Origin of the sequence: Bacillus sp. AFS023182, from assembly GCF_002560575.1 — a bacterium.
Taxonomy (GTDB): domain Bacteria; phylum Bacillota; class Bacilli; order Bacillales; family Bacillaceae_G; genus Bacillus_A; species Bacillus_A arachidis.
Genome location: NZ_NTRO01000089.1, coordinates 1 through 25997, shown reverse-complemented (window position 1 = coordinate 25997; position 25997 = coordinate 1). Strand labels below are relative to the sequence as shown.

General features: G+C 35.7%; 29 protein-coding genes, 3 pseudogenes and 1 riboswitch. Of the genes and pseudogenes, 13 read left to right on the top strand and 19 right to left on the bottom strand.

Annotated elements, in window-relative coordinates; genetic code table 11:
* Positions 1-340 precede the first annotated feature (340 nt).
* Together CN288_RS25895 and CN288_RS25890 are read right to left on the bottom strand one after the other, a co-directional pair.
* Positions 341-1528: an RtcB family protein gene (locus CN288_RS25895; protein WP_098303427.1), complete on the bottom strand. Its 1188-nt coding sequence runs from the start codon at positions 1526-1528 to the stop codon at positions 341-343.
* 52 nt (positions 1529-1580) lie between these two features.
* Positions 1581-1868 carry a hypothetical protein gene (locus tag CN288_RS25890; protein ID WP_098303426.1) on the bottom strand — a complete coding sequence of 96 codons (288 nt, stop codon included), beginning with the start codon at positions 1866-1868 and terminating at the stop codon, positions 1581-1583.
* 128 nt (positions 1869-1996) lie between these two features.
* Here CN288_RS25890 and CN288_RS25885 point away from each other — a divergent pair, with 128 nt between their 5' ends.
* Complete coding sequence (locus CN288_RS25885) at positions 1997-2671, top strand: hypothetical protein (protein WP_098303425.1); 675 nt, start codon at positions 1997-1999, stop codon at positions 2669-2671.
* Positions 2672-2717: 46 nt separating this feature from the next.
* Here the strand turns inward: CN288_RS25885 and CN288_RS25880 are convergent, their stop codons facing one another.
* From CN288_RS25880 to CN288_RS25855, 7 genes are all read right to left on the bottom strand, one after another.
* Positions 2718-3482, bottom strand: a complete 765-nt coding sequence (locus tag CN288_RS25880) for a DNA replication protein (RefSeq protein WP_098303430.1) — start codon at positions 3480-3482, stop codon at positions 2718-2720.
* Positions 3482-4153, bottom strand: a complete 672-nt coding sequence (locus CN288_RS25875) for a DUF723 domain-containing protein (protein WP_098303424.1) — start codon at positions 4151-4153, stop codon at positions 3482-3484. The genes CN288_RS25880 and CN288_RS25875 overlap by 1 nt, the downstream gene beginning before the upstream one ends.
* Positions 4154-4167: 14 nt before the next feature.
* Entirely contained in the window at positions 4168-4554 is a 387-nt protein-coding gene (locus CN288_RS25870; protein WP_098303423.1) for a hypothetical protein, read from the bottom strand.
* Positions 4551-4715, bottom strand: a complete 165-nt coding sequence (locus CN288_RS29100; protein WP_155924333.1) for a hypothetical protein — start codon at positions 4713-4715, stop codon at positions 4551-4553. Before CN288_RS29100 ends, CN288_RS25870 begins: the two co-directional genes overlap by 4 nt.
* The gene (gene fbpA, locus CN288_RS25865; RefSeq protein WP_098303422.1) at positions 4712-4861 is read right to left on the bottom strand and encodes a Fur-regulated basic protein FbpA; all 150 of its coding nucleotides are present in this window, start codon (positions 4859-4861) and stop codon (positions 4712-4714) included. The genes CN288_RS29100 and fbpA overlap by 4 nt, the downstream gene beginning before the upstream one ends.
* 492 nt (positions 4862-5353) lie before the next feature.
* Positions 5354-5620, bottom strand: coding sequence for a hypothetical protein (locus tag CN288_RS25860; protein ID WP_231503988.1), 267 nt, complete (start codon positions 5618-5620; stop codon positions 5354-5356).
* 297 nt (positions 5621-5917) lie between these two features.
* Positions 5918-6355, bottom strand: coding sequence for a helix-turn-helix domain-containing protein (locus tag CN288_RS25855; RefSeq protein WP_441296574.1), 438 nt, complete (start codon positions 6353-6355; stop codon positions 5918-5920).
* A gap of 210 nt (positions 6356-6565) precedes the next feature.
* Between CN288_RS25855 and CN288_RS30125 the strand changes: the two genes are divergently transcribed.
* From CN288_RS30125 to CN288_RS25835, 5 genes and pseudogenes are all read left to right on the top strand, one after another.
* Positions 6566-7096 carry an Arm DNA-binding domain-containing protein gene (locus CN288_RS30125; protein WP_369680630.1) on the top strand — a complete coding sequence of 177 codons (531 nt, stop codon included), beginning with the start codon at positions 6566-6568 and terminating at the stop codon, positions 7094-7096.
* A gap of 24 nt (positions 7097-7120) precedes the next feature.
* Positions 7121-7696: pseudogene (locus tag CN288_RS30120) on the top strand (site-specific integrase); the annotation flags it as partial.
* Between the two features lie 69 nt (positions 7697-7765).
* Positions 7766-8062: pseudogene (locus CN288_RS25845) on the top strand (ornithine cyclodeaminase family protein); the annotation flags it as partial.
* A 343-nt stretch (positions 8063-8405) separates the two neighbouring features.
* Positions 8406-8654 carry a deaminase domain-containing protein gene (locus CN288_RS25840; protein ID WP_098303428.1) on the top strand — a complete coding sequence of 83 codons (249 nt, stop codon included), beginning with the start codon at positions 8406-8408 and terminating at the stop codon, positions 8652-8654.
* A 20-nt stretch (positions 8655-8674) separates the two neighbouring features.
* Positions 8675-9001 (top strand): hypothetical protein, encoded by a 327-nt coding sequence (locus CN288_RS25835; RefSeq protein WP_098303421.1) that lies wholly within the window; start codon positions 8675-8677, stop codon positions 8999-9001.
* Between the two features lie 266 nt (positions 9002-9267).
* Here CN288_RS25835 and CN288_RS25830 read toward each other — a convergent pair whose 3' ends face one another.
* From CN288_RS25830 to CN288_RS25820, 3 genes are read right to left on the bottom strand one after another with little or no spacing between them, the layout of a single operon-like run.
* Positions 9268-9744 carry a small multi-drug export protein gene (locus CN288_RS25830; RefSeq protein ID WP_026592864.1) on the bottom strand — a complete coding sequence of 159 codons (477 nt, stop codon included), beginning with the start codon at positions 9742-9744 and terminating at the stop codon, positions 9268-9270.
* Positions 9745-9772: 28 nt separating this feature from the next.
* A complete protein-coding gene (locus tag CN288_RS25825; protein WP_098303420.1) occupies positions 9773-10207 on the bottom strand; it encodes a hypothetical protein in 435 nt (144 codons plus the stop codon).
* A gap of 2 nt (positions 10208-10209) precedes the next feature.
* On the bottom strand, positions 10210-10416 hold the full coding sequence (locus CN288_RS25820; protein ID WP_026592862.1) for a helix-turn-helix transcriptional regulator: 207 nt from the start codon (positions 10414-10416) through the stop codon (positions 10210-10212).
* Between the two features lie 402 nt (positions 10417-10818).
* Here CN288_RS25820 and CN288_RS25815 point away from each other — a divergent pair, with 402 nt between their 5' ends.
* Entirely contained in the window at positions 10819-11265 is a 447-nt protein-coding gene (locus tag CN288_RS25815; RefSeq protein ID WP_026592861.1) for an NUDIX hydrolase, read from the top strand.
* 38 nt (positions 11266-11303) lie between these two features.
* Here CN288_RS25815 and CN288_RS25810 read toward each other — a convergent pair whose 3' ends face one another.
* On the bottom strand, positions 11304-12215 hold the full coding sequence (locus CN288_RS25810; protein ID WP_098303419.1) for a DMT family transporter: 912 nt from the start codon (positions 12213-12215) through the stop codon (positions 11304-11306).
* A gap of 127 nt (positions 12216-12342) precedes the next feature.
* Here CN288_RS25810 and pdxR point away from each other — a divergent pair, with 127 nt between their 5' ends.
* Complete coding sequence (pdxR, locus tag CN288_RS25805) at positions 12343-13785, top strand: MocR-like pyridoxine biosynthesis transcription factor PdxR (protein ID WP_026592859.1); 1443 nt, start codon at positions 12343-12345, stop codon at positions 13783-13785.
* Between the two features lie 149 nt (positions 13786-13934).
* On the opposite strand, the gene CN288_RS25800 is transcribed toward pdxR, so the two are convergent.
* The 4 genes from CN288_RS25800 to CN288_RS25785 form a co-directional block, all read right to left on the bottom strand.
* The gene (locus CN288_RS25800) at positions 13935-14816 is read right to left on the bottom strand and encodes a DMT family transporter (protein WP_026592858.1); all 882 of its coding nucleotides are present in this window, start codon (positions 14814-14816) and stop codon (positions 13935-13937) included.
* Between the two features lie 300 nt (positions 14817-15116).
* The gene (locus CN288_RS25795) at positions 15117-15854 is read right to left on the bottom strand and encodes a metallophosphoesterase family protein (RefSeq protein WP_026592857.1); all 738 of its coding nucleotides are present in this window, start codon (positions 15852-15854) and stop codon (positions 15117-15119) included.
* 14 nt (positions 15855-15868) lie between these two features.
* On the bottom strand, positions 15869-16810 hold the full coding sequence (locus CN288_RS25790) for an aminoglycoside phosphotransferase family protein (RefSeq protein WP_098303418.1): 942 nt from the start codon (positions 16808-16810) through the stop codon (positions 15869-15871).
* A 14-nt stretch (positions 16811-16824) separates the two neighbouring features.
* Entirely contained in the window at positions 16825-17628 is an 804-nt protein-coding gene (locus CN288_RS25785) for a VOC family protein (RefSeq protein ID WP_098303417.1), read from the bottom strand.
* Positions 17629-17841: 213 nt separating this feature from the next.
* On the opposite strand from CN288_RS25785, the gene CN288_RS25780 reads away from it, so the two are divergent.
* The 4 genes from CN288_RS25780 (at position 17842) to CN288_RS25760 (ending at position 22345) form a co-directional block, all read left to right on the top strand.
* On the top strand, positions 17842-18741 hold the full coding sequence (locus tag CN288_RS25780) for a sulfite exporter TauE/SafE family protein (protein ID WP_090690194.1): 900 nt from the start codon (positions 17842-17844) through the stop codon (positions 18739-18741).
* Positions 18742-19303: 562 nt separating this feature from the next.
* Positions 19304-19496, top strand: a riboswitch (Lysine riboswitch).
* A 114-nt stretch (positions 19497-19610) separates the two neighbouring features.
* Positions 19611-21074 carry an amino acid permease gene (locus tag CN288_RS25775; RefSeq protein WP_098303416.1) on the top strand — a complete coding sequence of 488 codons (1464 nt, stop codon included), beginning with the start codon at positions 19611-19613 and terminating at the stop codon, positions 21072-21074.
* Positions 21075-21432: 358 nt separating this feature from the next.
* Positions 21433-21942, top strand: a complete 510-nt coding sequence (locus CN288_RS25765; RefSeq protein WP_098303415.1) for a GNAT family N-acetyltransferase — start codon at positions 21433-21435, stop codon at positions 21940-21942.
* 97 nt (positions 21943-22039) lie between these two features.
* Positions 22040-22345, top strand: a complete 306-nt coding sequence (locus CN288_RS25760; RefSeq protein WP_098303414.1) for an iron-sulfur cluster biosynthesis family protein — start codon at positions 22040-22042, stop codon at positions 22343-22345.
* 116 nt (positions 22346-22461) lie between these two features.
* Here the strand turns inward: CN288_RS25760 and CN288_RS25755 are convergent, their stop codons facing one another.
* Both CN288_RS25755 and colA read right to left on the bottom strand, forming a co-directional pair.
* Positions 22462-22641 carry a hypothetical protein gene (locus tag CN288_RS25755; RefSeq protein WP_441296573.1) on the bottom strand — a complete coding sequence of 60 codons (180 nt, stop codon included), beginning with the start codon at positions 22639-22641 and terminating at the stop codon, positions 22462-22464.
* A gap of 123 nt (positions 22642-22764) precedes the next feature.
* Positions 22765-25665 (bottom strand): collagenase ColA, encoded by a 2901-nt coding sequence (colA, locus tag CN288_RS25750; RefSeq protein ID WP_098303413.1) that lies wholly within the window; start codon positions 25663-25665, stop codon positions 22765-22767.
* Between the two features lie 100 nt (positions 25666-25765).
* On the opposite strand from colA, the pseudogene CN288_RS25745 reads away from it, so the two are divergent.
* Positions 25766-25951: pseudogene (locus tag CN288_RS25745) on the top strand (phospholipase); the annotation flags it as partial.
* Positions 25952-25997: the final 46 nt, after the last annotated feature.

The following is a 25997-nucleotide window of genomic DNA, read 5'->3' as shown; positions in this document are numbered from 1 at the left end:
AGTTGTTTGTAAAGTGATTCAAAAAGTGACTCGCCAGCATAACGTAACATTTATAAATATCCGTCACAAGTACGATCAAGTGACTCGGAAAGTGACCGGTCACTTTAATATAATTTGTATAATTATCCGTCACAAGTGCGGTATTTCTTCGTTTATAGTGAATAAATTAGTGTATAAGGGCGTATGTTACTACGCTCTTTTTTCGCGGTCACCAAAAGTCACTTCTTCCGTCCTCCGCCACCATATTTACCGACAGTTCCCTCGATAATCCACCTTAACTCTCGTCCTCCTCCCCTAACTCCCACTCGTAATCTCCGTAGTTCATTGTTCGTCCTCCTAGTTAATTAGCTTTAAAGTTGTAGATTGGTTTGATAATATGCTTAATATCAATTGTGCCTTTCGTATTTTCTACAATCTCATCCATCGGTTTGTATACCATTGGCGCTTCATCTAATGTGCTTTTATCAACTGAAGTCGTCCAAACGTTAGTCATTGTGTTCTGGAAATCTTCTAATTTAATCATTTCTTTGGCTTTCTTGCGACTCATGATTCGACCAGCTCCATGTGGACCAGAAAAGTTCCAATCTGAATTACCTTTACCGAATGCTATAATTGACCCATCCCTCATATTAATTGGAATAATTACTCGCTCACCTTGTTGTGCTGAAATAGCGCCTTTTCGTAGAATCATATTATCCATGTCTATGTAGTTATGAATTGTTGTAAATTGATCAGTTACTTCCCAATCCATTCTCGTTACAATTTCATCAATCATAGCTTTACGATTTAACTCAGCATACTTTTGAGCAATCTTCATGTCATTCATATAATCATCGAATCCTTTACCTTCTAAATAAGCTAATTCTTTACGGATTTTAGGCTTCTTAATTCCGCGTAAAGCTTCATGGATTTCTTGTTGTCTACCTTCTTTCGTTAAACGCTCAATGATTTCGTCTTTAATTGATTTAACACTTAGTAGTTGTTCGTAAGCGAAGTTTTGATAGTACTCTGCTACTTGTTTACCTAGGTTACGGGAACCGCTATGTATAACAATGTACACATTCCCTTTATCGTCTTCCTTAAGCTCAATAAAATGATTTCCCCCACCAAGAGTACCAATGCTCTTTTGAGCACGTTGTAATGTAAACGGTGCTCTTACATCTTTAAAATCAATCACCTTTGATAATGGATGTTCCTTATCTCGAATACTAAAACCACTTGGAACATGTTTACGAATTGTGTCATCTAATTGATCAAAGTTAATTTCCTCTTTTTTCTTATCAATTATAACAACTTCCATACCACAACCTATATCTACTCCAACAAGGTTAGGTACGATTTTATCTTGAATGGTCATCGTCGTTCCAATAGTACAACCAGCGCCGGCGTGTGTATCAGGCATAATTCGGATTTTACTCTCTTTTGCAAATTCCTGATTACATAAATCAATGATTTGACCTACCGCTGTTTCTTCAACGTTATTCGTAAATACCTTTGCTTCATTGTATTTCCCTTGTAATTTCAACATCTCTCATTCCTCTTTTCCTATATCTAGTAAATTGTATTAATTATACATTAAATTATACGTTTGTAGTCCTAACTGCTCGCATTCTCTCTGCCATCTCACGCTTTTGATCTTCGCTATAAGTACGCAATCGTTTCATGCTTACGTTTTTCTCTTGTAACGTACATTTCACTGCTAATGGCTTTCCATCATCGTCACTTTCGATAACTGTAACGTTTTCCTCTCCGACCAATTCTACTAATTTACGAATGTGTTTAGGAACGCAAGAATATGCGCTCCATTCCTTCGTTTCGTTGTCGAAATTTAATACCGTTTCTTGTTCCTTCGTTGAGTATGCGATCATTCCATTTCCTCCTAATATTCATTTCTATACATACCTCCTATGCCATTGTAATATTTTTCCCTTTACGGAAATTTATGTACGTTTTAAAATATTTATAGAGATAATAATTGACATAGGAGGGAAAATTCATGACTTTATATACTGCACTATTAAAAAATTCTCACAAAAAAGTTAACTTAAAAACCTATTTAACCAAGCATAAAGATGAGCCTATTATATGCCCAGTCTGTGAAGTTGATATCCGTGTAGATGCTGAGCAGTCCCTTGTTAAAAGCGCCTACTTTAGACACCCTAGCAACTCAATTTGTCCAACAATTAAAAAGAATCGCGTTGATTATTCTAATTCATTAGGTTCTCAGATTGATAGTGAGAATGGAGAAAAAATAATCGAATACGTAAAAAACCATTCCTTTGATATTTTTAATAAATGCACTACTTTAGCTGAAGGCTTATCAGTATCAGAGTTCAGAGAATTAATAAAAATTGCTTATGATAAAAAACTTTGGTATCAACAAGGTCTAACCTCTCTTTATATCCCGTATGTTCTTCTGACTTTCAAAGACAAATTCAAAGAATCAGAAGGTGGAAAAACAAGAAATGATGACTTTTATTTTGTTTTAGAACCATCAGTCCAAACACTGGAACAACTATGGGGTAAATCAACAAAAATAAAGCAAAACATTTGGAAAATATACTTGTCTGAAAGTAAAGATTTACAAGAGTATACAATCCAAGAAGGTTTGGTTTCACCAGGATGGTTTTCTAATACTCAATCCTACATCAACAAATTATTAGAAGTTTAATAGTCTTGGCACGCTATAATAAACATTCAAAATGGCGTGCCTTTACTCATCTCCGCATCCCCCTTTTCGATTCGCCCTCGAACGGCAACACTACGCACAAATCTCGCACTCTATCGTACAGCCTACGATCAAACACGCTCTCCAACTCGTCGATAGGAATGTTCGAAGTGTATACCGTAGGTAATCCGTTCGTTACTCGATGATTAATAACCGCATGTAAATCTCCTCGAAAAGCTTCGGTTGCACTACGTACTCCAATATCGTCCAGCACCGCGAAAGGTACCGTCTTTGCGTTACTCATGCGTCGGTAGTATTCTTTCGCCGATTTCTCCGCGGTTTCACGCGGTATGTTTGACCGATTAAATTCGTTAAATAACGTTTGCCATTCGTTCACATCTAAAAAATATCCAGGTATCTGCAACGATTGCCTATTTCGCTGCAAACTACCGATGTAATGTCGTATGAGCCATTCGTTTAAAATTACGGCTACTGTCGTCGTTTTCCCCGTACCAGTCTCTTCGGAAAACAAGTACATCGATTTGATTTTATCTTTTACATCCTTTGTACCACTCGCCTCAAATTGCCGTGAGAAAGTCGTTACATACGCTTCGATAGATTTGTAGACTTTTGGTTGTGCATCCTTTACAGGTGAATTTAGTAACGTTAAATGACGGTATTCTTTCGGTAGGTTGGTCGCTGCCATACGCCCTCCGTTACCGTTATGGCCATGTAGTGCGATGTACGATGTGCACTGACGGTTACATGATTCGCTTTTGTATAGCGAACAATGATCGGATAGAATGCATTGCATCATACCGTTGCCTCCTTAACGAATTTCTCCTCGTAACACTTCGTTACTGCATCGACATCCTCACCGGCTAGAACAGCACCACATTTACGAAGCTCTAATCCGTATTGACACTGCTGATAGCATTTCACTTCTACGTCGCTCAACTTCGATAGGTTGCTAAACGGGCATCTGGAACACTGATCGTCTAAGATGTGGAATGTTTTACTACGCGCGCCTTCCTTTTCATCTTTCATATACTCACGTTTCGGAAATTCCTCTCTATCTTCCGCTAGCGCTCTTAAGGATTTTTCATGACCACACGACGGACATCCTGAGCCTTTTTTAAAGTGCATGTAAGCAATCGAAGGTTTCTCGTTCGGATGATTCGGACATGTGTAACGCATTTTCGTATGGTTGTTTTTATATGTCGTCCCTAGTAACGTATAGCCTCTATCCGCAAATTCTTTACGAACAATCTCTATCGTTCTATTATTCTGCTTTTGATTACACTTACGACAACCACCGTAGTCTCTCTTTAAAGTATTTGTCATAACTTCGATAATAGTCTCGGGATGCTTGCGACATCTACAACGCATTGGTGTACGCGCATTTACATATTCCGTTTCAAGTAAATCGTAGCCTTTAGAATCGAATAGTGCTACGACTTGTTCTAATGTTAGTCTCTTAGCCATCGTTTTCCCTCCGTTTATAAATAATCGATAATTTCTTCCGTACTAACTTCCGGTTGTACCGCTTGTCTCTGTAACTTCGCTTCTTCCCTACGTAACTCATCGAGTATCTGCGGCAACAACCTAGATCGCATATACGAATACATAAACGCAAAGTTTAATCCGGGATACTCCCGCATCGGCTTATAGTCGGCAAAACATACGTCAATGAATCGCTTTGTTGCTTCCGGTTTATGCTCGGCGATGAACGCTTTGAGCATTCGACCTTCCATCGCATAGCTACGAGTGACGTAAGGGATTTTATAACGCTCCTCATGTACGTGCTTTAAGTACTCACGGAATGTTGTAACGTTCCACTTTTCGATTGGTAGGTTGCGGAAATCTTTCGTTGATATTCGGGTCATTTTCGTTCACCCTTCGATATAATTGCGATAAATTCCCCATCTACCTTTCTTAAGCTCACTTGCACGTAATGGTCCATCGATAATCGAAAACCTTTTTGCTCTATTGCATAACGACTAGCCGCTATCATTAACTCATTTTCCGTTAAGATTACCTTGTTCATTCTGTTCTCTCCTCGTCAAATAATTGTGCATGTAATTCCTCGTTAGACGCCTGCCATAAATCCCGTCCATCTTCTGTTTTGAATACGTTACGGCGGATTAGCGCCTCGATGTAAATTTCTTTCAGTAATAAATCGTTTAATTGCATTTCGTTTGTTTATTCGGCCTCCTTTACCTACCTCTGTTGGGTACATTTACCGCTAATAATTTCGAAAAATTCGTGTTATCATTTAATTATCGAGCGGACATTACTCGAGACGTCTTCCCAAAAGACACATTTACTCCATCCCTTTTGAATCTCTGTCGCTACAGGGGTTCTTTTTTCTACGTTTTCGACATATGTCGTTATGAATTTTCTCAATACGATACATATAGTCTTCAACCGACAAAAATGTTAATATATGGCTACACCTTTTCTTTTGACCTATATTCTTAGGTCTTTTTTTCTGACCGCTACCTTATACCTTCGTTACTTACCGCCAATCCTACCGCTAACAATCCTTGTTATATACATCCGTAGGTTCCTAGATTCTTGTCTGCGTATTTGAGCGTAAAATTTACGTTAGTAGCCTTTTGTTACCTGTCGTTCTTGTTGACGTTCAATTACTCCGGTTACACTACCGATACTGCACTCGACTTTCTATTTAACGCCTTTTAACGTGTGCATAACCGACTGTAATACCGCTTGATCATCCTTTGCCTTACGTCGTTCTTTACGAATACGTTTCAGTTCTTTCGACAAGTGATTGCCACGTGCTGTAGTAAACGCCTCAATTTCGATAGTGTGTAAGATAGCTTGCTGCGCTAAATCTGTTTGTGACTTACGTTGATTCGTTTGTTGCATATCGGACTCTAGTGATTCTAGTTCCGTTAAGATGCGTTGTAATCGTTTCGTTACGTCTCTCATCGTAAACACCTCCGTGTATTAATTCGTTTTATTTATATAAATCGTTACTACTTTTAAAACCTGACGATTTCACTTCGTTCATCGTATCCAATCATCTATTAGCGGAGTTCTTTTATATAAGTAATTACCGCCGAATATACTAATGATGGAAGGATATTTCGTTAGAAATAGACTTCAAGGTTTGGTCTCTTAATCTTTTTCTTGTTAAAAGATAGTTCTTGTTAAGAGTTAGTTCTTGTTAAGAGTTAGTTCTTGTTAGTGTGAACTACAACCATGTGTGGAAGTCGCCATATGTGGTTACGCGTCACATGGACTAATAGCTTCCGGCTCATTTCCGAATATCGCCAGCTGGCTAATCGGTAGAATCGTATAAACCGTATTCTCCCATTGTTGCGTACGCTCGTGTCTACGTCTTTCCTTAACGACTAATGGCTTTCCATCCCATCGATAATCGCATAGCTTTTTGATGCGTCTATTGGCGCTCTCACGGCTTATATTGAGTCGTTTAGCAATCATGTCTTGCGTTGGGTAACATTCGCCATCTTCGTCCATGAATGACGCTAGGACGCAAAGGGTTGTCCATCTTTCTGGACCTAAGTCCGCTATTAAACCGGAATGTACTGCGTCGACATACATTTTTAGAAAGATGCGTGTTTCTCGCTTTCCACTCGTAATTGAATATTCTGTTTCGGCTTCGATTGATACTAAGTTGCTATTTTCAGTCATTCCGCTCACCTGTTTCCACCTCCGTGTAATGCCTTGTGAACTCCTTACAAATCGTTTGACGCATCACTTTGGAACCTCGCGCACTTTTTTAGAAAAAAATAATAAATTTACGTTTTTCTACTTTTTCCACCCCTATACATTTAGTGACCTTAGCGGTAAAATTTACATATAAACGATAAATACTGCATCTTGTGACTTACAAATGGAGGTCATAAGATTATGAATGGTAGTATTAAACAAAATAAGCAAACTGGTAAGTGGGATTTCGTTTTTAACATTTCGAATGATTCTTTGACTGGTAAGCGAAGGCAAATTAGGCGTAGGGGATTTTCTTCAAAACGTGAAGCGGAAGAAGAGATGATAAAACTAAAAGCGGAAGTTTTAAATAATGAATTTATTAGCACATCAAAAATGACATATGAAACCTATATGAACCAATGGTTTGAAGAAAGAAAGTTTAGTATACAAGAGTCAACTTACGAAATGAACTTCGGTTATTACAAGAATATAATACAACCGCGGTTAGGGCATTTAGAATTACAGCAAATGACGCCCATATTACTACAAAACTTCGTAAATACTCTCGTATCAGAAAAGCGTTATTCAAATTACACGGTACATTTAGTGTTTCGTATTGTAAGTGCTTCATTGAAAAAAGCGAAAACATTCAAACTGATTAAAGAGAATCCAACGATAGGAATTACTCTTCCAAAGTTACCTAAAAAAGAGATTAAAGTGTGGACAGTCTAAGAAGTAAATTTCTTTTTACAAGAGTCTAAAAAACTTAATTCTTTAACGCGTCATTTTATCGCTTTTTCAATTGCTCTCCAAACCGGCATGCGTCAAGGCGAAATATTAGGACTACGTTGGCAAGATATCGATTTCGAAAACGGCATTATTTACGTACGCCAAACCGTAACTCGGACTGCTAAGATTAAAATAGGTGCTAAAAACGCTTCAAGTATTCGATCTATTCATGTTCCGCCTAACCTAATTGATGAGTTGAAAGAGCGTAAACACAGGATCGAGCTTGAGCGATTACTTGCTGGGGCTAAATATCAAGATTTCGATTTGGTCGTATGTACCCAGGAAGGTAAACCAGTTCTTCCACGTAATTTACGTATTACGTTTCATCATTTATCGGACAAACTTGGTCTCCCTTCTATCCGATTCCATGACCTGAGGCATACTCATGCAACAATTCTTATACAACGGAATGTAAACGTAAAATTAATTGCGGATAGGTTAGGACACACGGATATACAGACAACCCTTAATACGTATAGTCACGTCATACCTGACATGCAAAAGTCTGTAGCTGAAGAACTCGCTAAAGTCATCGTAAGTTAGTGACCGTTAAAGTGACTGCATAAAGTGAACGTGTCACATTTACGTGAATTCACGTACACTCATGCGGATCAACCTCATATGCAAGAACTCGATTTCACTACATTACAGCGCAGTGATAAAATTATTGTAGATACATTAGAAGGTGTTCAGCACGAAGCAGGAGATTTCTTGATTGCAAGCGAAAAAAATGAATGGAACTTTTCAAATATATATAGTGAACTTGGGGATATTATTTTAGGGCATAAACAAGGCCGGACAAACTCTGATGAAATTACTTTATTTAAATCTGTTGGGGTTGCCTTCTTGGATACAGTAGTGGCTAGTTCGATTTATCAAAAATATGCGGAAAAGTTGTTTGTAAAGTGATTCGAAAAGTGACTCGCCAGCATAACGTAACATTTATAAATATCCGTCACAAGTACGATATTCCAATGTTTATAGTGAATATAACAATGTAAATGAGCGTATATAATTACGCTCATTTATTTTGGTCACCACAAGTCACCTTTTATTTTTCCATTTCCGCTATTCCCATTAATTTTACTAGCATATTGTTTTTGAATATACAGTAACTGTTAAGTATTCTCTTTTTATCTTTACGCAGTATGCTATGATATAGCCCTTCTTAATCCAATTACATTATCCATGATATAAAAATCGTATTATTCTTGTTATTATCAGCGGAATTTAGCGGTATGTTTGCAGAGTAATACAAATACATAGGCCAGAACGTATTTTTAAAAATCAGGAGCCATATGCCTCTAAACTGGATACTGCTAGATTTTATGATACAGAGGCAAAAATACTAGAAGATATAGCTTCTCAAATTAAGTATCCAAATATTTTTGGGAAAATAGATTTATATACAGAACTCGATACTTGCCAAAGTTGTAGTAATATTATTTTAGAATTTAGGAAAGGATATCCTAACATTCAGCTTAATATATATACAAAATAACGAAATTTGGAGGAGAGAAAGTGGATTTAAGATACGGTGAAATAAAGGAAGCAGTTATTAATACATATGACAGCCTTCATATTGGGGCAAAATATGAAATAAGAGATACTTTTTATGCATTACTACATGATCATGAATCCTCAGATGAATATACTGAAACAGAGGAATGTTGTATTTATGTTAACTTTGCATTGTTACTTATTGAAAAAAATACAAGTATTGATTTTATAAAAACTCGTTTAAATGAGTTACTGGACAACAAAAATATGGAGATTTATCGAACAGAGTTAAAAGATGAGATTAATGAGTTTACGAATGATGTTGATAAGTTGAAACAACACTTATAAAAGTATTATAATTCTTTAAATCTGTATAATTATAGTTTAAACACAAAAACACCCCCTTTTACGTAATGTCCAAACGTACTTTTTACTCAACGAATAGCATGTATTGACGATTAGACATTTACGATAAGGAGGCGTTTTTTAAACATGGATTTCTCCAATTATTATTACGACTATGTACACGAATATTTTATGCGGAAAAAGCACCGTAAAAGTCACTTCTGTACGAAAGCGAAAAGATGTACATTACATAAAATTTTTATATTATCCTAAATAATATTTAACAAGCTAAATCCATACATCGAAGCTACTACAAAAATGACTGTCCATACAGCTAGACTAATCGTCATCCAACTTATGACGTGTGTCCGATTAGATCCAAATGTTAAAGCTAATACGGCTGCAATATCAGTTCCTACGAGAATTGGAGCTAGCAGAGCCAAACCTGGAATACCATATCGTTCCCATATTCGTCTTGATCTGGTTTCTTTTTTAGAAGGTGTTGTTATACCTTTTTTTAACTTTCTTGCTGCTTGCCATTTTGCATACTGCTTAAAGAAAAAGCCTAGTAATAGAACCAAGATAAGATTCCCTGCAAACGCCATAAGTCCTACTGCAAATGGTTGTAATCCCCATGCGATACCGAGTGGTACAACGATTGACACATCCATCCATGGTGCAAAAGCTAATAAAAATACAACTAAATATTGCCATAATTCACCTGCATTTTGAGCCCACTCCACCATACCTGTTCCCCCTCCTTTTTCGTTCAGATTAAATACGATTTAAAACCCGAATGGTAGTTAACCAATAGACAATGTATTGCCCTACACCCAGTACACCAATACACATTAATGGAACAAGAATATGATGAGAAAAGAGGAAGCAAATTCCCGCCGTTACTGGAAGTGCAAAGCTATAGTAAATATACACATTCCTGCAAGCCTTATAGGTTACCCATTGTTGACCTTCATCTATTTCACGAAATTCGGACGGTGTAAATCCCAATAGTCTAATCCTATCATCAGAATTCTTTCGATTATAATACTTTGTAAGAATGAACCACAAAAAAGTAAACATTACCAAAATCCCAAAACACCATCTAGCCAGAACGACCTGTGTGTTCATAAGAGAAAACAGTAAAAATGCAATGATTAATACAAATAAACTCGCGCCTAGAAGCGGAGATTTTAAAATATGTTTCATCATAATCATTCCTCTCCATTTAAATAAAAAACATCTTCTACAGTAACCTGAAACGCAGCAGCTATTTTTAACGCCATAGTGACAGATGGAGAATAATCACCTTTTTCAATTAATCCGATTGTCTGCCTTGTCACTCCAACTGCATCAGCCAAATCTTGCTGAGTCCACCTAAATCGTGCCCGTAATTCTCTAACTCTGTTTTCAAGCATCACAATTTCCCTTTCTTCATTTTCTACCACCATTGTAAATGATTGACAACAAAATGTAAATGATCATTTGCATTTTGCAATAAATAATTGCTCTAAAACACCATCTATAAAATGGCGTTGTTTTGTTTATATAGCTTTTAAAGTATGCTTACGTACAAAAGGAATGAAACATTTTGATTGGAACCTCATTACCATTGGTTCATTTCCAAAAAGGTGGGCTTTACTACTAGATCTTGAATTTTTTTGCCACTATACGCTGTTCCGGTAACCTCTTTACAACGTGAACACTTTCGATTGTACATACCTGTTGCTCTCTCCTATATATGCCATTTATACTTACTATAACGCCTTTTAATTAGGATATTTTTTACAATATATATTTATTATATAATGGGGGATTTCTATATGGAGCGAAAGCCTACTTTTGGTTATACAAAGGAGAACCACAACTATATATTACGTCCTAGTTGCTATGCTGTTATCTTCAATAGCCATTATACGAAAATAGCAATTATCAAAAAAGGAACTCGATATTTTTTACCTGGGGGTGGCAAGGAGCAAGGCGAAACAAAAGAATTATGTTTACGTCGTGAACTTGTAGAAGAGCTAGGATGGGATATTGAAATTCAGCACTATATTGGCAATGCTGAGCGATATTTTTATGCTGAAAATGAAAATACATACTATTTAAACAATGGATATTTTTACATTTGTAAAAAGTTAAAAACAGAAAATACTATTTCTGAACAGGATCATATTTTACATTGGCTTTCTCCTTATCAAGCACAAAATTTACTTATACACGAACATCAGCAGTGGGCTGTGCAACAAGCCTTATCATTCATAAAATAAAAACGTCCCATTTCTACAGAAAGAGGACGTTTTTATCATTAACTCGCTTTTTTCAAATCGAAAGCTGGCTTTTTTACCGTTCCTTTTTTCACTACGTACAAGCCGATAAATATAACGAATCCGCCGAACAATTGCATCATATTCATTCTTTCTCCAATTGTTACTGCAGCGAAAATCACTGCAAACAATGGCACGAGATACATATATACCATTACTTTTGTTGAACCAATTTTACTAATACCAACGTACCACATCGCTAGTCCAAAGACTGTTGCAAATACAATCGAATAACCTAATGATCCCCAGCTTAATGTATCTGTTGGCCATGATAATGTATTGATATTGAATAAACAATATATAACGAGCGGTACGATTCCAATTAATGTAGACCAAGATGTTACTCGCATTGCCGAATATTTTGTAATAAGTGGTTGTGCAAGAATTGGATACCATCCCCAAGCAATCGCAGCAACTAATCCAATTAGATTTCCAAGCCAAGCATACTCATATGTAGATTGATTCGTATGCCCTGTTAATAAAACAAGCGCTGCCCCACTAAATGATAATAAGGAACCGATCTGAATTTTCATCGAAAAACGTTCTTGTTTGTGCAACACTGCTAAAATCCCTGTAAATATAGGTGACATCGCAATTAATAGTGACGCATTTGTTGCTGATGTATATTTTACAGATAACATAAATAATGTTTGATAAAGTGTAGTACCAACTATCCCCACGACTAGTAACCTTAACCAATCTTTCTTCTCAATACGTAACGATCTTTCCATAAAAAATGTAATTAATAATAATACTGGAGATGCTATTAAAAATCGTAAGCTATTAAATTGAATGGATGACATATAAGCCACTCCATATTTGCCAATTGTATAATTTGCTCCCCATACTAAAGCAACAGCTATTAGGAGCCATTCCATTTGCCATCGTTTCATTTGAATCTCCCCTTCCACTACCCTAGCATAGTAAAATTGGCTGGATATCACACCGTCCAATTGGCTGTTTTTTCACCCAGCCAATTTGTTATAATGAAACTAGATAAAGAATAAGGGGACGTTATAAATGGAGTGGAAGTTAGATACCGACAGCAAGATCCCAATTTATCAACAAGTTGTTGATTTTATTGAAAGACGTATTATGTATGGAGAGCTTCCTCCTGGTAGCTTTCTCCCTTCGGAACGAAAATTAGCAATCCAACTAAATGTAAACCGAAGTACTGTTACAACTGCTTATAATGAACTGCGTGCTATGGGAATTGTGGACAGCACAACTGGAAGAGGTACACGTGTAAGTACACATATGTGGGGCGTTTCTCCAACACTAACACCAAACTGGAGAGGATTCGTAGAAGGTGGTACTTTTTTACCTAATTTACCCCTACTTCGACATATTCGAGAACAAGTCCAGCAAAATGAAAATATCATTGATTTCGCGAATGGAGAACTTGGTTGTAACTTGTTTCCCCATGAACAGTTACAAAGTATATTACGTGAGCAGCCTTTAACTCAATCACTTAGCTATGATCATCCACAAGGCTATCTACCATTAAGACAAGCAGCAGCGAAATATATGAGAGATTATCTAAAAATTGATGCAACAGAACAATCAATTATGATTACATCTGGGGCCCAACAAGCACTTCATCTCATTGTGCAATGTTTATTAAATCCCGGTGATGCGGTAGCATTTGAAAGCCCATCTCATTGTTATTCATTACCTCTCTTTCAATCAGCCGGGATTCGTATTTTCCCGTTACCTGTTGATGAATATGGAGTGAATCCGGAAGATGTGCATGAGCTATATCGAAAGCACCGGATTAAAATGATTTTTTTAAATCCAAATTTCCAGAACCCAACAGGAACAATGCTTCATCCAAATCGGAGAAAAAAACTTTTATCTTTATGTGCAGACTTACGTATCCCAATTGTTGAAGATGATCCATCTAGTTTACTAACGTTAGAAAATAAAAAACCTTGTCCAACATTAAAATCAATTGATGAAAATGGCACCGTCATTTATGTCCATTCACTATCAAAAATGATCGCGCCCGGCCTTCGCGTTGGGTGGCTTGTTGCTCCGCAATCAGTAGTGGAAAGATTAGCAGATGCACGGCATCAAATGGAATTAGGACTTAGCATTTTCCCTCAGTGGCTCATGCAACAATTTTTTGAGACCGTTCCTTTTGATACGCATATGGAACAATTACGAAGACAGCTCGTACAAAAAAGAGATACCCTTGTCGATTCCTTAAACTACTATCTTCAAGATAAAATTTCTTTTTCAACCCCAAGTGGTGGGATTTACATATGGGGAAAATTAAAGGATCCTATTAACGAAAAACAGCTTATTATGCAAAGTTTAAAACAACAAGTAGCATTTATGCCTGGCAGTATTTTTGGTGCCAAAGACGGATATGTTCGTTTATCATATGGAAAAGTAAATACCAATCAAATAGAGGATGGAATTTCTCGTTTACATGCCGCTATCAAGTTTTGCCAAAAATAAAAAACAACGTATTCAGTATGGATGCTTCATAAAAAAATACTTTAGACTAAAAAGGTGCTTTCTAGACGCGAAAACACCTTTTTGTTACTATAATCAAAATGATATAAATGAATATTCTCAACTTGAACGTATTCTAAAAAACATCTATCCTATACTTTTTTAGAATTTGTTTTTAATAAACTTTTAAAATCTAGTTCAGCGATTACTACACTTAATAATATAAGAGTTGCACCTAAATAACCTTTAGCTGTGAGAGTTTCACCTGTGAAAAAGAAAGCAAAACCTGCTGAAAAAACAGGTTCTAATGAAAAAATAAGACCTGTATGTGTAGGACTCGTATATTGCTGTGCAATGATTTGAACAATAAAAGCCATTCCTGTACAGAATATACTTAATACTAAAATTGAAAACCATGATTCAACAGTACTAGGAAGTTTAGGATTTTCCATAAACATTGAGAAAATAATACTAAATAGACCGACAAAGCCCAGTTGTAAAACTCCAAGGCTAATTGAATTAACCTGCTTCGTTATTGTTCCAGTAATGATGATATGGACTGCATAAAATAGAGCACATAAAATACATAATATATCGCCATAACCTATTTTTAATTGGCTATTTAACGTTAATAACCCTATCCCTACTATTGTGAAAACAACTCCCAACATAACTTTTTTATCAGGCCTTTGTTTTAAAAAGATAGATGATAATACTGGAATAAATATCACTGTAAGACTCATTAAAAAACCAGCATTAGAAACCGATGTATACTTTGTACCAAAAGTCGCAAAAATATAAACTATAAATAAGATAGCAGCTAATAGACAAGCATATTTAATAGTTCTAAAATCAATTTTGATTAAATGCTTATAAAACACTATACCTGACAAAAGAAAAGCAATAATAAAACGTAATGCGATTAAATTATATTCCTGCATGTAATTAAGGCCAACTTTTGTAAGTAAGATGGATGCCCCCCAAAAAAATGTAACCAATAGTAACATTAAATCCGCCTTTAATTGTATTTTCATCCCTATTCCCTCGTTAGTTTTTAGTATATTTCATCATTTATTAGAGTAACTATCACCTTGACATAAGCTTTCAACCTAACCTAATGATTTTAACCCTGCCTATTAGGAGCAAAATCATTGCATCTAATGATTTTGCTATTTCTAATTCTTTCTATTTAGAAGCTATAATTACTCTCCCTATCATCCATCCTGACTTTTTAAAATATTCTAAATAATCATTTTAGAATATCCCCCCTATTAATGTTTTTAAGTATGTATACAGAACTGTATATTAATGTATCGAATATATTTTGTCTAATTTCACTTTAATCCCCGATACTTAGCTGTTGTCAATTCTTGTATGTACGCATCAATCTCAGGCATTTCTTCTTCCCTAGCCAATCGGATTGCAAGCTCTATATCATAAGGAACTCGCACAAGTTGAATTGAAAAACTTGCTGCCTCTTTTTGGCCATATACACCTTCAAAAATCAAATAAGAGGCTTGTGTAATCTCAAGCGGGTTACCCACACTTCCTGCATTACACAACGTTTTCCCACGAAAATTTTGCACATAAGCTTGATGTATATCTCCGTAGCAAACGACATCCGGTTTCCTTTCACCTTCAATGTTTTCTGTAAGATTACTATTTTCAAATAAACTAACACGTTGTTCTATTGGAGCTCCGGGCTGAACTCTTTCATATAGACTTCTAGGTGATGCATGGAACATTCTAATTAGTTTCCCACTCATGATAAATTCAATTGAAAATGGCAATCCCCTTAAATAATTCCGCTGCTGTTCTGATAATTGCTTTTGATGCCACTCTAATGTCTCAGACTCAGTAGGCTTTGTTATAAAATCATCCCAGTTTCCCATCACAACATGTTCACATTCTTTCCGAATAATCTCAATTGCTTCACTAGAATGTGGCCCTTTCCCTACCAGATCACCTAAGCACATAATACGTTCTATCCCTCTTAATTTGATATCTTTAAGAACTGCATCTAGCGCAGGAATATTACCATGAATATCTGAAATAACTGCTATTTTATCCATATGAGTACCTCCAATTATTCTATATTTATTATATTTTTATCAAAAGATTTATACCAATTTGGGGTATAGGATGTAAAACCATTATGTTCTTCTAAAATCCGTCTTAACCTCATTTTCATTTCTTCTAGCAAATTAGGTGTGATTCGATTTGTCCACACAATATCCGCTGGAAAAATCATTGCTGCATACAATGCATATAGTTTCCAAAAATGAAGTGATGGCTCACCATCACAATACCCATGAACTTGTCCAACCGCAAACGGTATACTGATATCGACTGTAAACAAAGGCATCTTGTAAAAATCATGAATAGGATCTCCAAAATCAAATCTTGCAAAGTCGATAACAGCACGAAATTCTTTATGATGAAGCATGAGATTCGCTGGATGAAAATCATCATGTAAAAATACGATAGGACGAGCATGTAATAAATTTTTATGATTTTCCACAAAGCTTAACACTGGTTTTATGTCAATAAAATCCGTCTCATATTCTTCTAATGCTTGCAAGTATCTCTCATATTTATTCCACCTTAACATTTCCCAAGATTCTTCTACTTTCTTTTTCTTCACTGTATGAATTGTTTTTAATACTTCTCCCGCCCGTTTTCCAGCTAAATATTGCTCTTTCTCAGTCAATATACCAAGTATATCTTTCCCGTCTTCTCCTTCAATCCATTCAAATACTTGTACACATTGATTGAATGGAATAAGATTTACGAAATGAAGTAATTTAGGCATTGGCAGCCCTAATAATTCAAAACGGCTCATATATTCATATTCTTCAAGCCTACGTTCACGAGTTGAAATATCACACACTTTTATAAAATAGCGTTCATGATTGGCTAATTCAATTTTATACTTTTGATCTTGCGAAAAACCTTTTGAAATAGCAGTACACTTTACTGCGCGAGGCCAATTTAATTGTTTTTCTAATTCCATTAACACTTCTTTCATATAGATTCTCCCGATTAATATATGTATGAACTACCTAACACATCTGTTCTGTTCTTCTGCTTATTCGTCCCTTGAAATTCAACTGCAAAAGGATATTCCCCATGTTTGAATAACTGTTCTTGTACAAATCCTTCACCAATAGGTTCACAAAACTGCACATTTACATTTCCAAGTAAAATGCTCTGACAAAGTGCATTCCAATCCCTATGATTTTCTGGTAAAGTCACTTGTACTTCAAGTATCTCTTTCCATCTATCTACTGTTTCACGTACGTTTTTCACTGCATAGTATATTGTCTGAATTTCTTTTACCTCGTTTCTATGTGAGGCAATGACACCTACTTTTTGTAAATCTAACCTTCTATTCTCATCAGATTCTTCCCACTGTATAAAGAAAGGTAATTTCGGACTGCCCTCTTCCTGTTCCACAAATAACATTTTCCATTCTATAAGATGACCGTCATTTCTCATTCGCTTTCCTTCAAATGGTCCTTTTACTTGCAAACCTTTTTCGGCGAGCTGTACAGCTAGTGCTTCGATATGATTGGTACGAAGAGCAATTTGCAGCATTCCTTCTCTATCTTGTAATTTCTCTACAGTTTCCTGAACGAGTGGATTGTCCGCTTGCTTCGCTTTATCTTCATGTTGCACTGCTAAAAATTCAATATAAGATAAGTCAAAATAACTTAAACTATTCCATGTTCCCCAGTTCGTATGTTCTCCGCCTTGCACCGTATGGAAACCGCGTTCCTTCATTTGTTTTTCAGCTTCTTTTGGTGTACAGCCAACAATATGAACAAGATGATCAAATGCTAACATGATTTCTTCCTCCTCTTATTTACATCTTTTAATTATATAATAATTCTGTTATTTTGTTCAATTTAAAAAACTTTTTAAAACCTAGTTGCTTTATAAGATTAATATGCATTATAATAATAAAAAATTAACATTAAGCTGATTGGAAAAACCAAAGGCTCTTTTCTCATTAGGGAAAAGAGCCTTTTTATTTATTATTTTACAGGGGGATTATACATGCAGAAATTAATTGTCTTTGCTATTATTGGTTTTTTTGCTCAACTGATTGACGGAGCACTTGGGATGGCATATGGGGTAACATCTTCTTCATTATTATTAATGTTCGGAATTGCACCTGCTGTTGCTTCCGCATCCGTTCATTTAGCGGAAGTTGTTACAACCGCGGCTTCTGGCGTATCTCACATCCGATTTGGAAATGTTGATAAATATACCGTTTCCAGACTCACATTACCAGGTGCAATTGGCGCTTTTGTCGGTGCTTGTTTTTTAAGCAATTTACCAGGTGATTTAATTAAACCGTACATTTCACTCTTTTTATTTACTTTAGGTATCTATATTTTATTACGATTTATTATTCAAAAACAAATTGTCCGATCAAATAAACGTATGTCTGCTAAGCAACTTATTCCGCTCGGATTGTTTGCTGGTTTTGTTGATTCAACTGGTGGAGGTGGCTGGGGACCTATCACTACACCAGTACTTCTCGCACGAGGAAATGAAGCACGAAAAGTCATTGGCTCTGTAGATACAAGTGAATTTCCAGTATCATTAGCTGCTACTATTGGATTTTTCATTTCATTAGGCTGGGAACAAGTAAGCTGGTTTTGGGTATTTGCCCTTATGCTTGGCGGCATTCTCGCAGCTCCAATCGCTGCATGGTTAGTGCGAATTGTTCCTTCACATTTACTTGGTGTACTCGTTGGTGGACTCATTATTTTCACAAATATCCGGACGCTGCTTACGTCATTTAAAGTAGATTCAACAATTATTACTCTTTCCTATATTGCGGTAGGTCTTGTCGTTATCATTGCACTTTTCATTTCAATTCGAAACCATTCTGAATCTGCAAAACAAAATGCTGGATATTCAGCTGATCCAAAACGAGTTTTACCTTGAAACAGAGACAATAAAAATACAACTTAAAAAAACGGCATAAAACCTTTCCTCTTAGATAGAAGCGGTCAGATCCTCTTCCTTCCCTATGCCAAATGAAAACAAAAAGAGAATATGTTAGAAAATCAAAATGGATATATGGTATGAAATGAAAAAGATAAGCAAATGAATAAATTTGCTTACCTTTTTCATTTCTTTTATGTTCTTTAAATCCTTTTCCTTACAGCTTTAACCGTATCTCGCATAACTTCCTTTTTGGCTTCTAAGCTTCATGCATTCATGCCTCATTGCTTTTACGTAAATAATGTCGAATTTATTTTTCTGAATTTTCTTTCAATATTTAGAGGATTTTTCATATCTTTTTGCGAAACATTTGTATAACAATTTTTTCTTCATCTTTTTACATATTCAGTAAGTTGGTTCGGGCGGAGTTTTGAAAACGTTTCCTATACAATAACCGATTGTTTTTGATATATTCCTACAAAAATTCCTTGCAATATTTTCAGAAACTAATTACAATTGCCATATATTAAAAATCAATGCAATGAATAAATCCTCATCAATCCGATGAGGTAGAGGTTGCGGCATTTATTAGTAAAACGGATAAGACACAGAGAATGTTAATGACTCCGTTTAAAAGGAAATGCTGCCGAAGTTTGTATTTCTTCTCTGGAAGTATGAGCTGGGGCTGTCTCCGAATAGGAACAGAACTGTCACGTTTACAAAATACCGTGTAAACGTGGGGTGCTATCTTAACGGAAGGGTATGATGGGGTGGTTATTTGTGAAACGTTCCGCCAAATTCCTTTGGCGGTTTTTTGTATTTTTCTTCCCCCGTTCCTTCCTAATCTTACAAGAAAAGGAGTGTTGAACATGAATAGCATAGCGGATCAAGCTACCTCTAAAACACAATCTACACAAGAAAAAGGTGAACTAAGGCGCGGATTAAAATCTCGCCACCTTACAATGATTTCTCTCGGCGGTACAATTGGTACCGGGCTCTTTCTTGCTAGTGGCGGTGTCATTCATGCGGCAGGACCTGGCGGAGCTCTCTTAGCATACGCAGCAATCGGCATTATGGTTTACTTTTTAATGACAAGTTTAGCTGAATTGGCAGCGTATATGCCTGTCACCGGCTCATTTAGCACATACGCAACAAAATTTGTCGATCCATCACTTGGATTTGCACTCGGCTGGAATTATTGGTATAACTGGGCAATTACTATTGCAGCTGAACTAGCAGCAGTTACATTAATTATGAAGTTTTGGTTTCCAAATACCCCTTCTTTAATTTGGAGTGGCCTTTGTTTAGTTCTTATGTTTCTTATAAATTATTTATCCGTTAGAGGATTTGGTGAAGCCGAGTATTGGTTCGCTCTTATTAAAGTAGTAACTGTTATTATCTTTTTAATCGTTGGATTTATGATGATTTTCGGCATCATGGGTGGTGAAGCGGTAGGTTTTAAAAACTTCACGGTTGCAGATGCACCATTTAATGGTGGCATCATGGCAATCATCGGTGTATTTATGGCCGCTGGTTTCTCATTCCAAGGAACTGAATTATTAGGTGTAGCTGCTGGTGAAACAGCTGATCCAGAACGTAGTATTCCAAAAGCAATTCGCTCCATCTTTTGGCGCATACTATTATTCTACATCTTAGCAATTCTTGTTATTGGTCTATTAATCCCTTATACAACTGATAGTCTTGCAGCTAGTGATGTAACAGTAAGTCCCTTTACACTTGTTTTTGAAAAAGCAGGAATTGCATTTGCCGCTTCTGTTATGAACGCTGTTATTTTAACTGCAGTTTTATCCGCTGGTAACTCTGGTATGTATGCTTGTACTCGTATGCTTTGGGACTTAGCACGTCAAGGAAAAGCACCGAAATTTTTAGGTAAACTAGATAGCCGTGGTGTACCAGTAAACGCCTTGATTGCCACTTCATTAGTTGGAAGCGCAGCTTTCTTAGCCTCTTTATATGGCGATGGCGTTGTATATGTTTGGCTATTGAATGCTTCTGGAATGTCTGGCTTTATCGCATGGGTTGGAATTGCGGTCAGTCATTATCGTTTCCGTAAAGCATACATCGCGCAAGGTAAAGATTTAAATGACCTTCCTTATAAAGCAAAATGGTTCCCATTTGGCCCAATCTTCGCATTTGCACTTTGCGTAATTGTTATTCTTGGACAAAACTACGGTGCATTTATGGGAGAATCTATCGATTGGAATGGTGTACTCGTTTCTTACATCGGTTTACCTCTCTTCCTTGCGATGTGGTTAGGATATAAATTTACTAAGAAAACAAAAGTAATTCCTCTTGATAAATGTGAACTTTAAGTTATAAAGGTCAGCAAACATACAATGTTTGCTGACCTTTTTTTATTGGAATGAATCCTTCATATTCAAAGGATATATTCATATTATGTCGAATAGTGTATTACATGTAAGGAATTCAACATTCGACATATTTGTAAATTCTCAATTTGAAACAGAAAGACTACATGTCCTTATAGGATCCATGATGCATCCGCCTTATACAAATTACAAAAAAAATCTGAAGTAAACTTCTATATTCCAGAACCCATTTATTCCCTTAAACAGAAGATATTATCAACTGTAGCATCGAAATGAATAAGAAAAATTCCAAAAACATCTACATTACAAAGGAGTTATTTCTACAAAAGGTGGGATTGAAATGAAAGTTACATTAGAAACCGTTTCTACAGAACATCTAGAAATATTAAAAAATTTCTACGCTCTATATTTACATGATTTATCCGAATTCTCCCCAACCCTTCATCCAAATGAGAATGGATTTTTTGAATTTGATGCTTTTGAACTTATTTGTAACCGAGATGAGCTTTCTCCATACTTCATTACATATGAAGAAAAATATGTCGGATTTCTCTTGTTTACAAAATCGCCGTTTACCGCACCTGAGACAGACTACTGTATTAACGACCTTTTCTTATTAAAAGCCTATCGTGGAAATAAGATAGCAGAGTTAGCAATTTTAGAACTTTTAAATCAGCACAAAGGAACCTATTATGTAATGCAATTAAAGAACAATAAAACAGCGGTGAACTTCTGGAAAAAGTTCTACCAAAAGAATGAGATAAAGTATCAAGAAGTTGAGAAAATAAGTGATGACGATCTATGCTTAACACAAACATTTATAGTTTCATCCTTACTTTTCAAGTCGTAATCCCTATACGCTTATCATTCATTGAAACCCTTTACTTCCCTATTTCTCATGTTTTTGCAATAATAGAATAAGAACTATAAACAAAGGTAGGGATTCTATGAACATTCGCGTAACTGATGAGGCAAAAGCCGTATTACATAAATCAAACACAAATAACAAAAACATCATACGGATTAGAGGTACAATGACAAATTCTTGTAGTATATTTGTTGATGTTGACTTAATTTTTGATGCGTATAATCCAAATGAAATCGCTTATGAAGATGAAAGCCTTATTATTCAAATGGATGATTTTACAAAAGACTATATAGGAAATACATTAAAACTTGATTATAAAACGACAGGTTTTAGTATTACGACTCCTAGCGAAACACTTGTATATGGATTATCAATTAAAAAATAAAGAATGCCCTTGTTTCTTGACTTGATATGCTCCCTATTGAAAGTACATCGCTATAAAAAAACATACAACCTTGCCAACAAATACAAGGTTGTATGTTTTTTATTATTTACATGTATTCAGGTGCAATCCTGTCCTTTTTTTACACTCCCTTCTATTGGTGGGTCTATTTTTATAATCTTAGCATCTTCATATAATTTATCTGCATAATTTTCAAGGTCCTGCCAGCTATCCTTCGCTATCTTCAGCTCTGTTTTTATACTAGCAAGCTCTTTATATGTATACTTCACCTCTTTCAAGGATTATTTATTCGCAATTTTCATTTGTTTTATCTTGAGAAAAAACTCCTAGACAGGCCCTCCAAAAAAGAACAGAAGGAGCCCATAGTGATAGGCTCCTCTTAAAAATTAAAGTTACAAGATTTATTTTACTAATAATGAATATGTTCCCTTTCCGTTTTCCTTTTCAAAAAATGCAACTACGTAGTACTTTCCAGGTTTCGCTTCAAATTCCCCTTTTATATTATTTCCATCCGCTTGGCCTGTAATGACAGGATTTCCTAGATCTGATTCGTGATATACATCCCATTGTATCCCAATCCCCTGTTCATCTATAAAGGAAATATCTACTTTTTTTGGAGATGTGACATTGAATGTGTACATATACGCCATATTAGGTCTATCCATATTTCCTTTTGAAAGCTTATTAAAACTAAGTACCTTTGCCTCTTGATAGTTATGACCTGCTGGCTCATCTTTTTTTACGGTAACCGTTGTTTGTGCTCGGCCTACTTTTCCTTTATTATCTTTCACTGTTAACTTTGCAGTATATGTTCCCTCTTTCCCATATACATGGGTAGGATTTGCTTCTGTACTTGTTGTACCATCCCCAAAATCCCAAAGATAAGAAACAATTTTTCCGCCTGTGCTTTCTGTACCATCGCTATGAAACTCAACTTTTTCATTTACTATCTCATTGTATGGTCCATTCATGTTTACTTTAATAGCCTGTTTTTCTTCTTCTCCCGTTGCAACACCATGGAATACAACATCGTATTCAAATTGATTGTTCGCATTCACACGATAATTGACAAAATATGCTGTAACTGTTTTGTAGCCGCTCCATTCTTTTTGCGCTAACTTTTCTAAAGATTGATTGATTTGCTTGCTCATCGCTTTCCAATCCTCAGATTCTCCTTTTGTTACACCGCCCGTATATGTTCCTTCTAATGTGAACGTATCAAAAAATTGAGACTTATGCTTTGTAATCGTTGCATCTTTTATCTTTGCTACACCTGTAATTTCTTTCTTTACATCAGCTAGTGGTTTTGGTGCATGTTCAGCTAAATAATCATCTGATACTTGTGGGACATTATATGTATCTCGATTATCAATCAATTGCTTCATATAGTCTTGGTATTCTTTATTTAAATTTGGATCCTTACTTAAAGCTTCACGATATGCATCATAGCCATTCACATCATTTGCACGAATGAAATCTTGAATCTTATCGAAAGTTTCAAATTGATGAGTATATAAGTAAGACTGCAGCGCAAAAGAATAATTATAAAAATCCCATTGCTCTGGTCCTTCTCCATATTTCGAAAATAATGTTCGTTCTGCTGTATAACGCTTCGCAGGATCAGATGATAATCCACTAATTATACTTTTGCGCGGAACAACATTATTCGTACGAGTAGATCCCGCAAAAAATTCGGCATTTCCTTCTTCAAACCAAGTCAAACGTTGATTTTGATACATTGCCCCTTGTCCCCATGACCCTGGAACTTCGTATCTTCCCTGTAAATAGTGTGTAAATTCATGACGGAACAATTCTTCCAAACTATAACGACTTTGCTCTGGTGTACGCTCAAATGTAAAAAACGTTCCGATTCCTTCAATGTAAATTCCACCATTATCTGTTGAATATCCATATAGCTGGCTATTTCGTTTATATTCATCTGGATTATTATAAATGACTACTGTCAGTACATCATCAGCTTTTCCTGATTCTAACGCTGTATCCTTCCCAATTACACGATGATATTGCGCTTTTACTTCTTTAGCAGCCCAATATAGTCTCTTAACCTTTTCTTCCGTTACTTTATCTCCTGTTTTAAATACAATAGCACCATCATCGAATGTATATGTTTTTGGTAAGTATTGCTTCTGACCTTCTTCACGTATTTTTTTAAAATCTACTGTATTTCCATAATAATCTTTTCCACCATAGTTTGTTGAAATTTGCTCTGCCACATTAAAATAAGCTTCACTTAAGCGTGGGTACATATGCATTGCTTGTGTAAGTACTTCTAAAGGTTTATTTGGATTACTATGAAATTTCCCTAAACGACCAGTATAATAAATACCATTATTAATTAACCATGTATTTTCTGTTGTTACCTGGTTCAAAAGAGCCATTCGACCAACTTCATTTATGTAACCATCAATTTTTCCATACCATATTGTTTCATCCGCTTTTTTACGTGTATCAAACAAGTAAGACTGTATATCATCATCAATCCCTTGTATAAGCTCATACAAGGCGTCCCCTTTCTTCTTGTCACTTATATATGTGGAAATATTATCGTTATATTGCTTTAATATATTCGCCGCATATTGAACTATTTCAGCATCACAAGAAGCGTTTCTAATTAATTTACCATATGCAGATACCACTGCATCCTGTTTATCTGTACCAAATTTAAAATTCGGATTTTTTGCAATTGCTTTTAATGCAGGTAAACATTTATCGTGGAAGCTTCGCTCATTTAAATAGCTTACCTCTTTATTATTAAAACCTACATAAGATACGGAACGTAATATTTCAGCAAACGTCTCAATCCCTTTTGTATCATCTTTTGTAAATGCGCTTCCACGACGACCTAATTCATCAATAATAAGCTGTATTCGCTCTTTATTTTGATAAAACGCTTTTGTTTCTTGATTGAATTGATCTAAATCTGTAATTTGATTCCATCCAATTTTTCCTAATGTATCAATGAATTCGTCATTACTCATTCTATTTAGCTCTGCTAAAGAATACTTTTGCTGAGATTGTTTTGCCGCCGCTTGTTTCACTGCCGGAGCTGGACGTTGTGAAAAATCGTTCATTTTTAAACGTTCTTCATAAGACAATGTTTCGTGTGCCTTTGTAGAGTGTGCAAGTTCATCTTTTGAAGTTCCGATCCCAGTTGGTTTCACTTGCAACACATTGTAAGGTGTTTTTTCTTCCGCTGATACTTGCGTTTGAATACTTCCAAACGATAAGGCCACAGTACTAATACCGAGCATCATTTGGGTAAATTTTGATTTCTTGTTCATCATATTTCCTCCATTTATATAATCCATTCAAAAGGATAACATATTATTTCTATAAAATAATATGCAATATTTCATTTCTGTTTATCTTTCTAAACATGTAGATTTCCTATTAATTGTTAACGACAAAACGAAAAAGTGGTTTCTAGATGCCGCTGTATCACAAGACGCTGCTGATAAATGGCGTGCTGAAGTAACACCGGTGACTGAAAAACGTTTAATGGAAGCGCAACATATTACAGCTGGATATATCCACTTGTGGTTTGATACATATGTGAATCATAAATAATAAAATAATTGAAAAAGAGAGTCCCTTTGGTCATATCCCCGTCAAG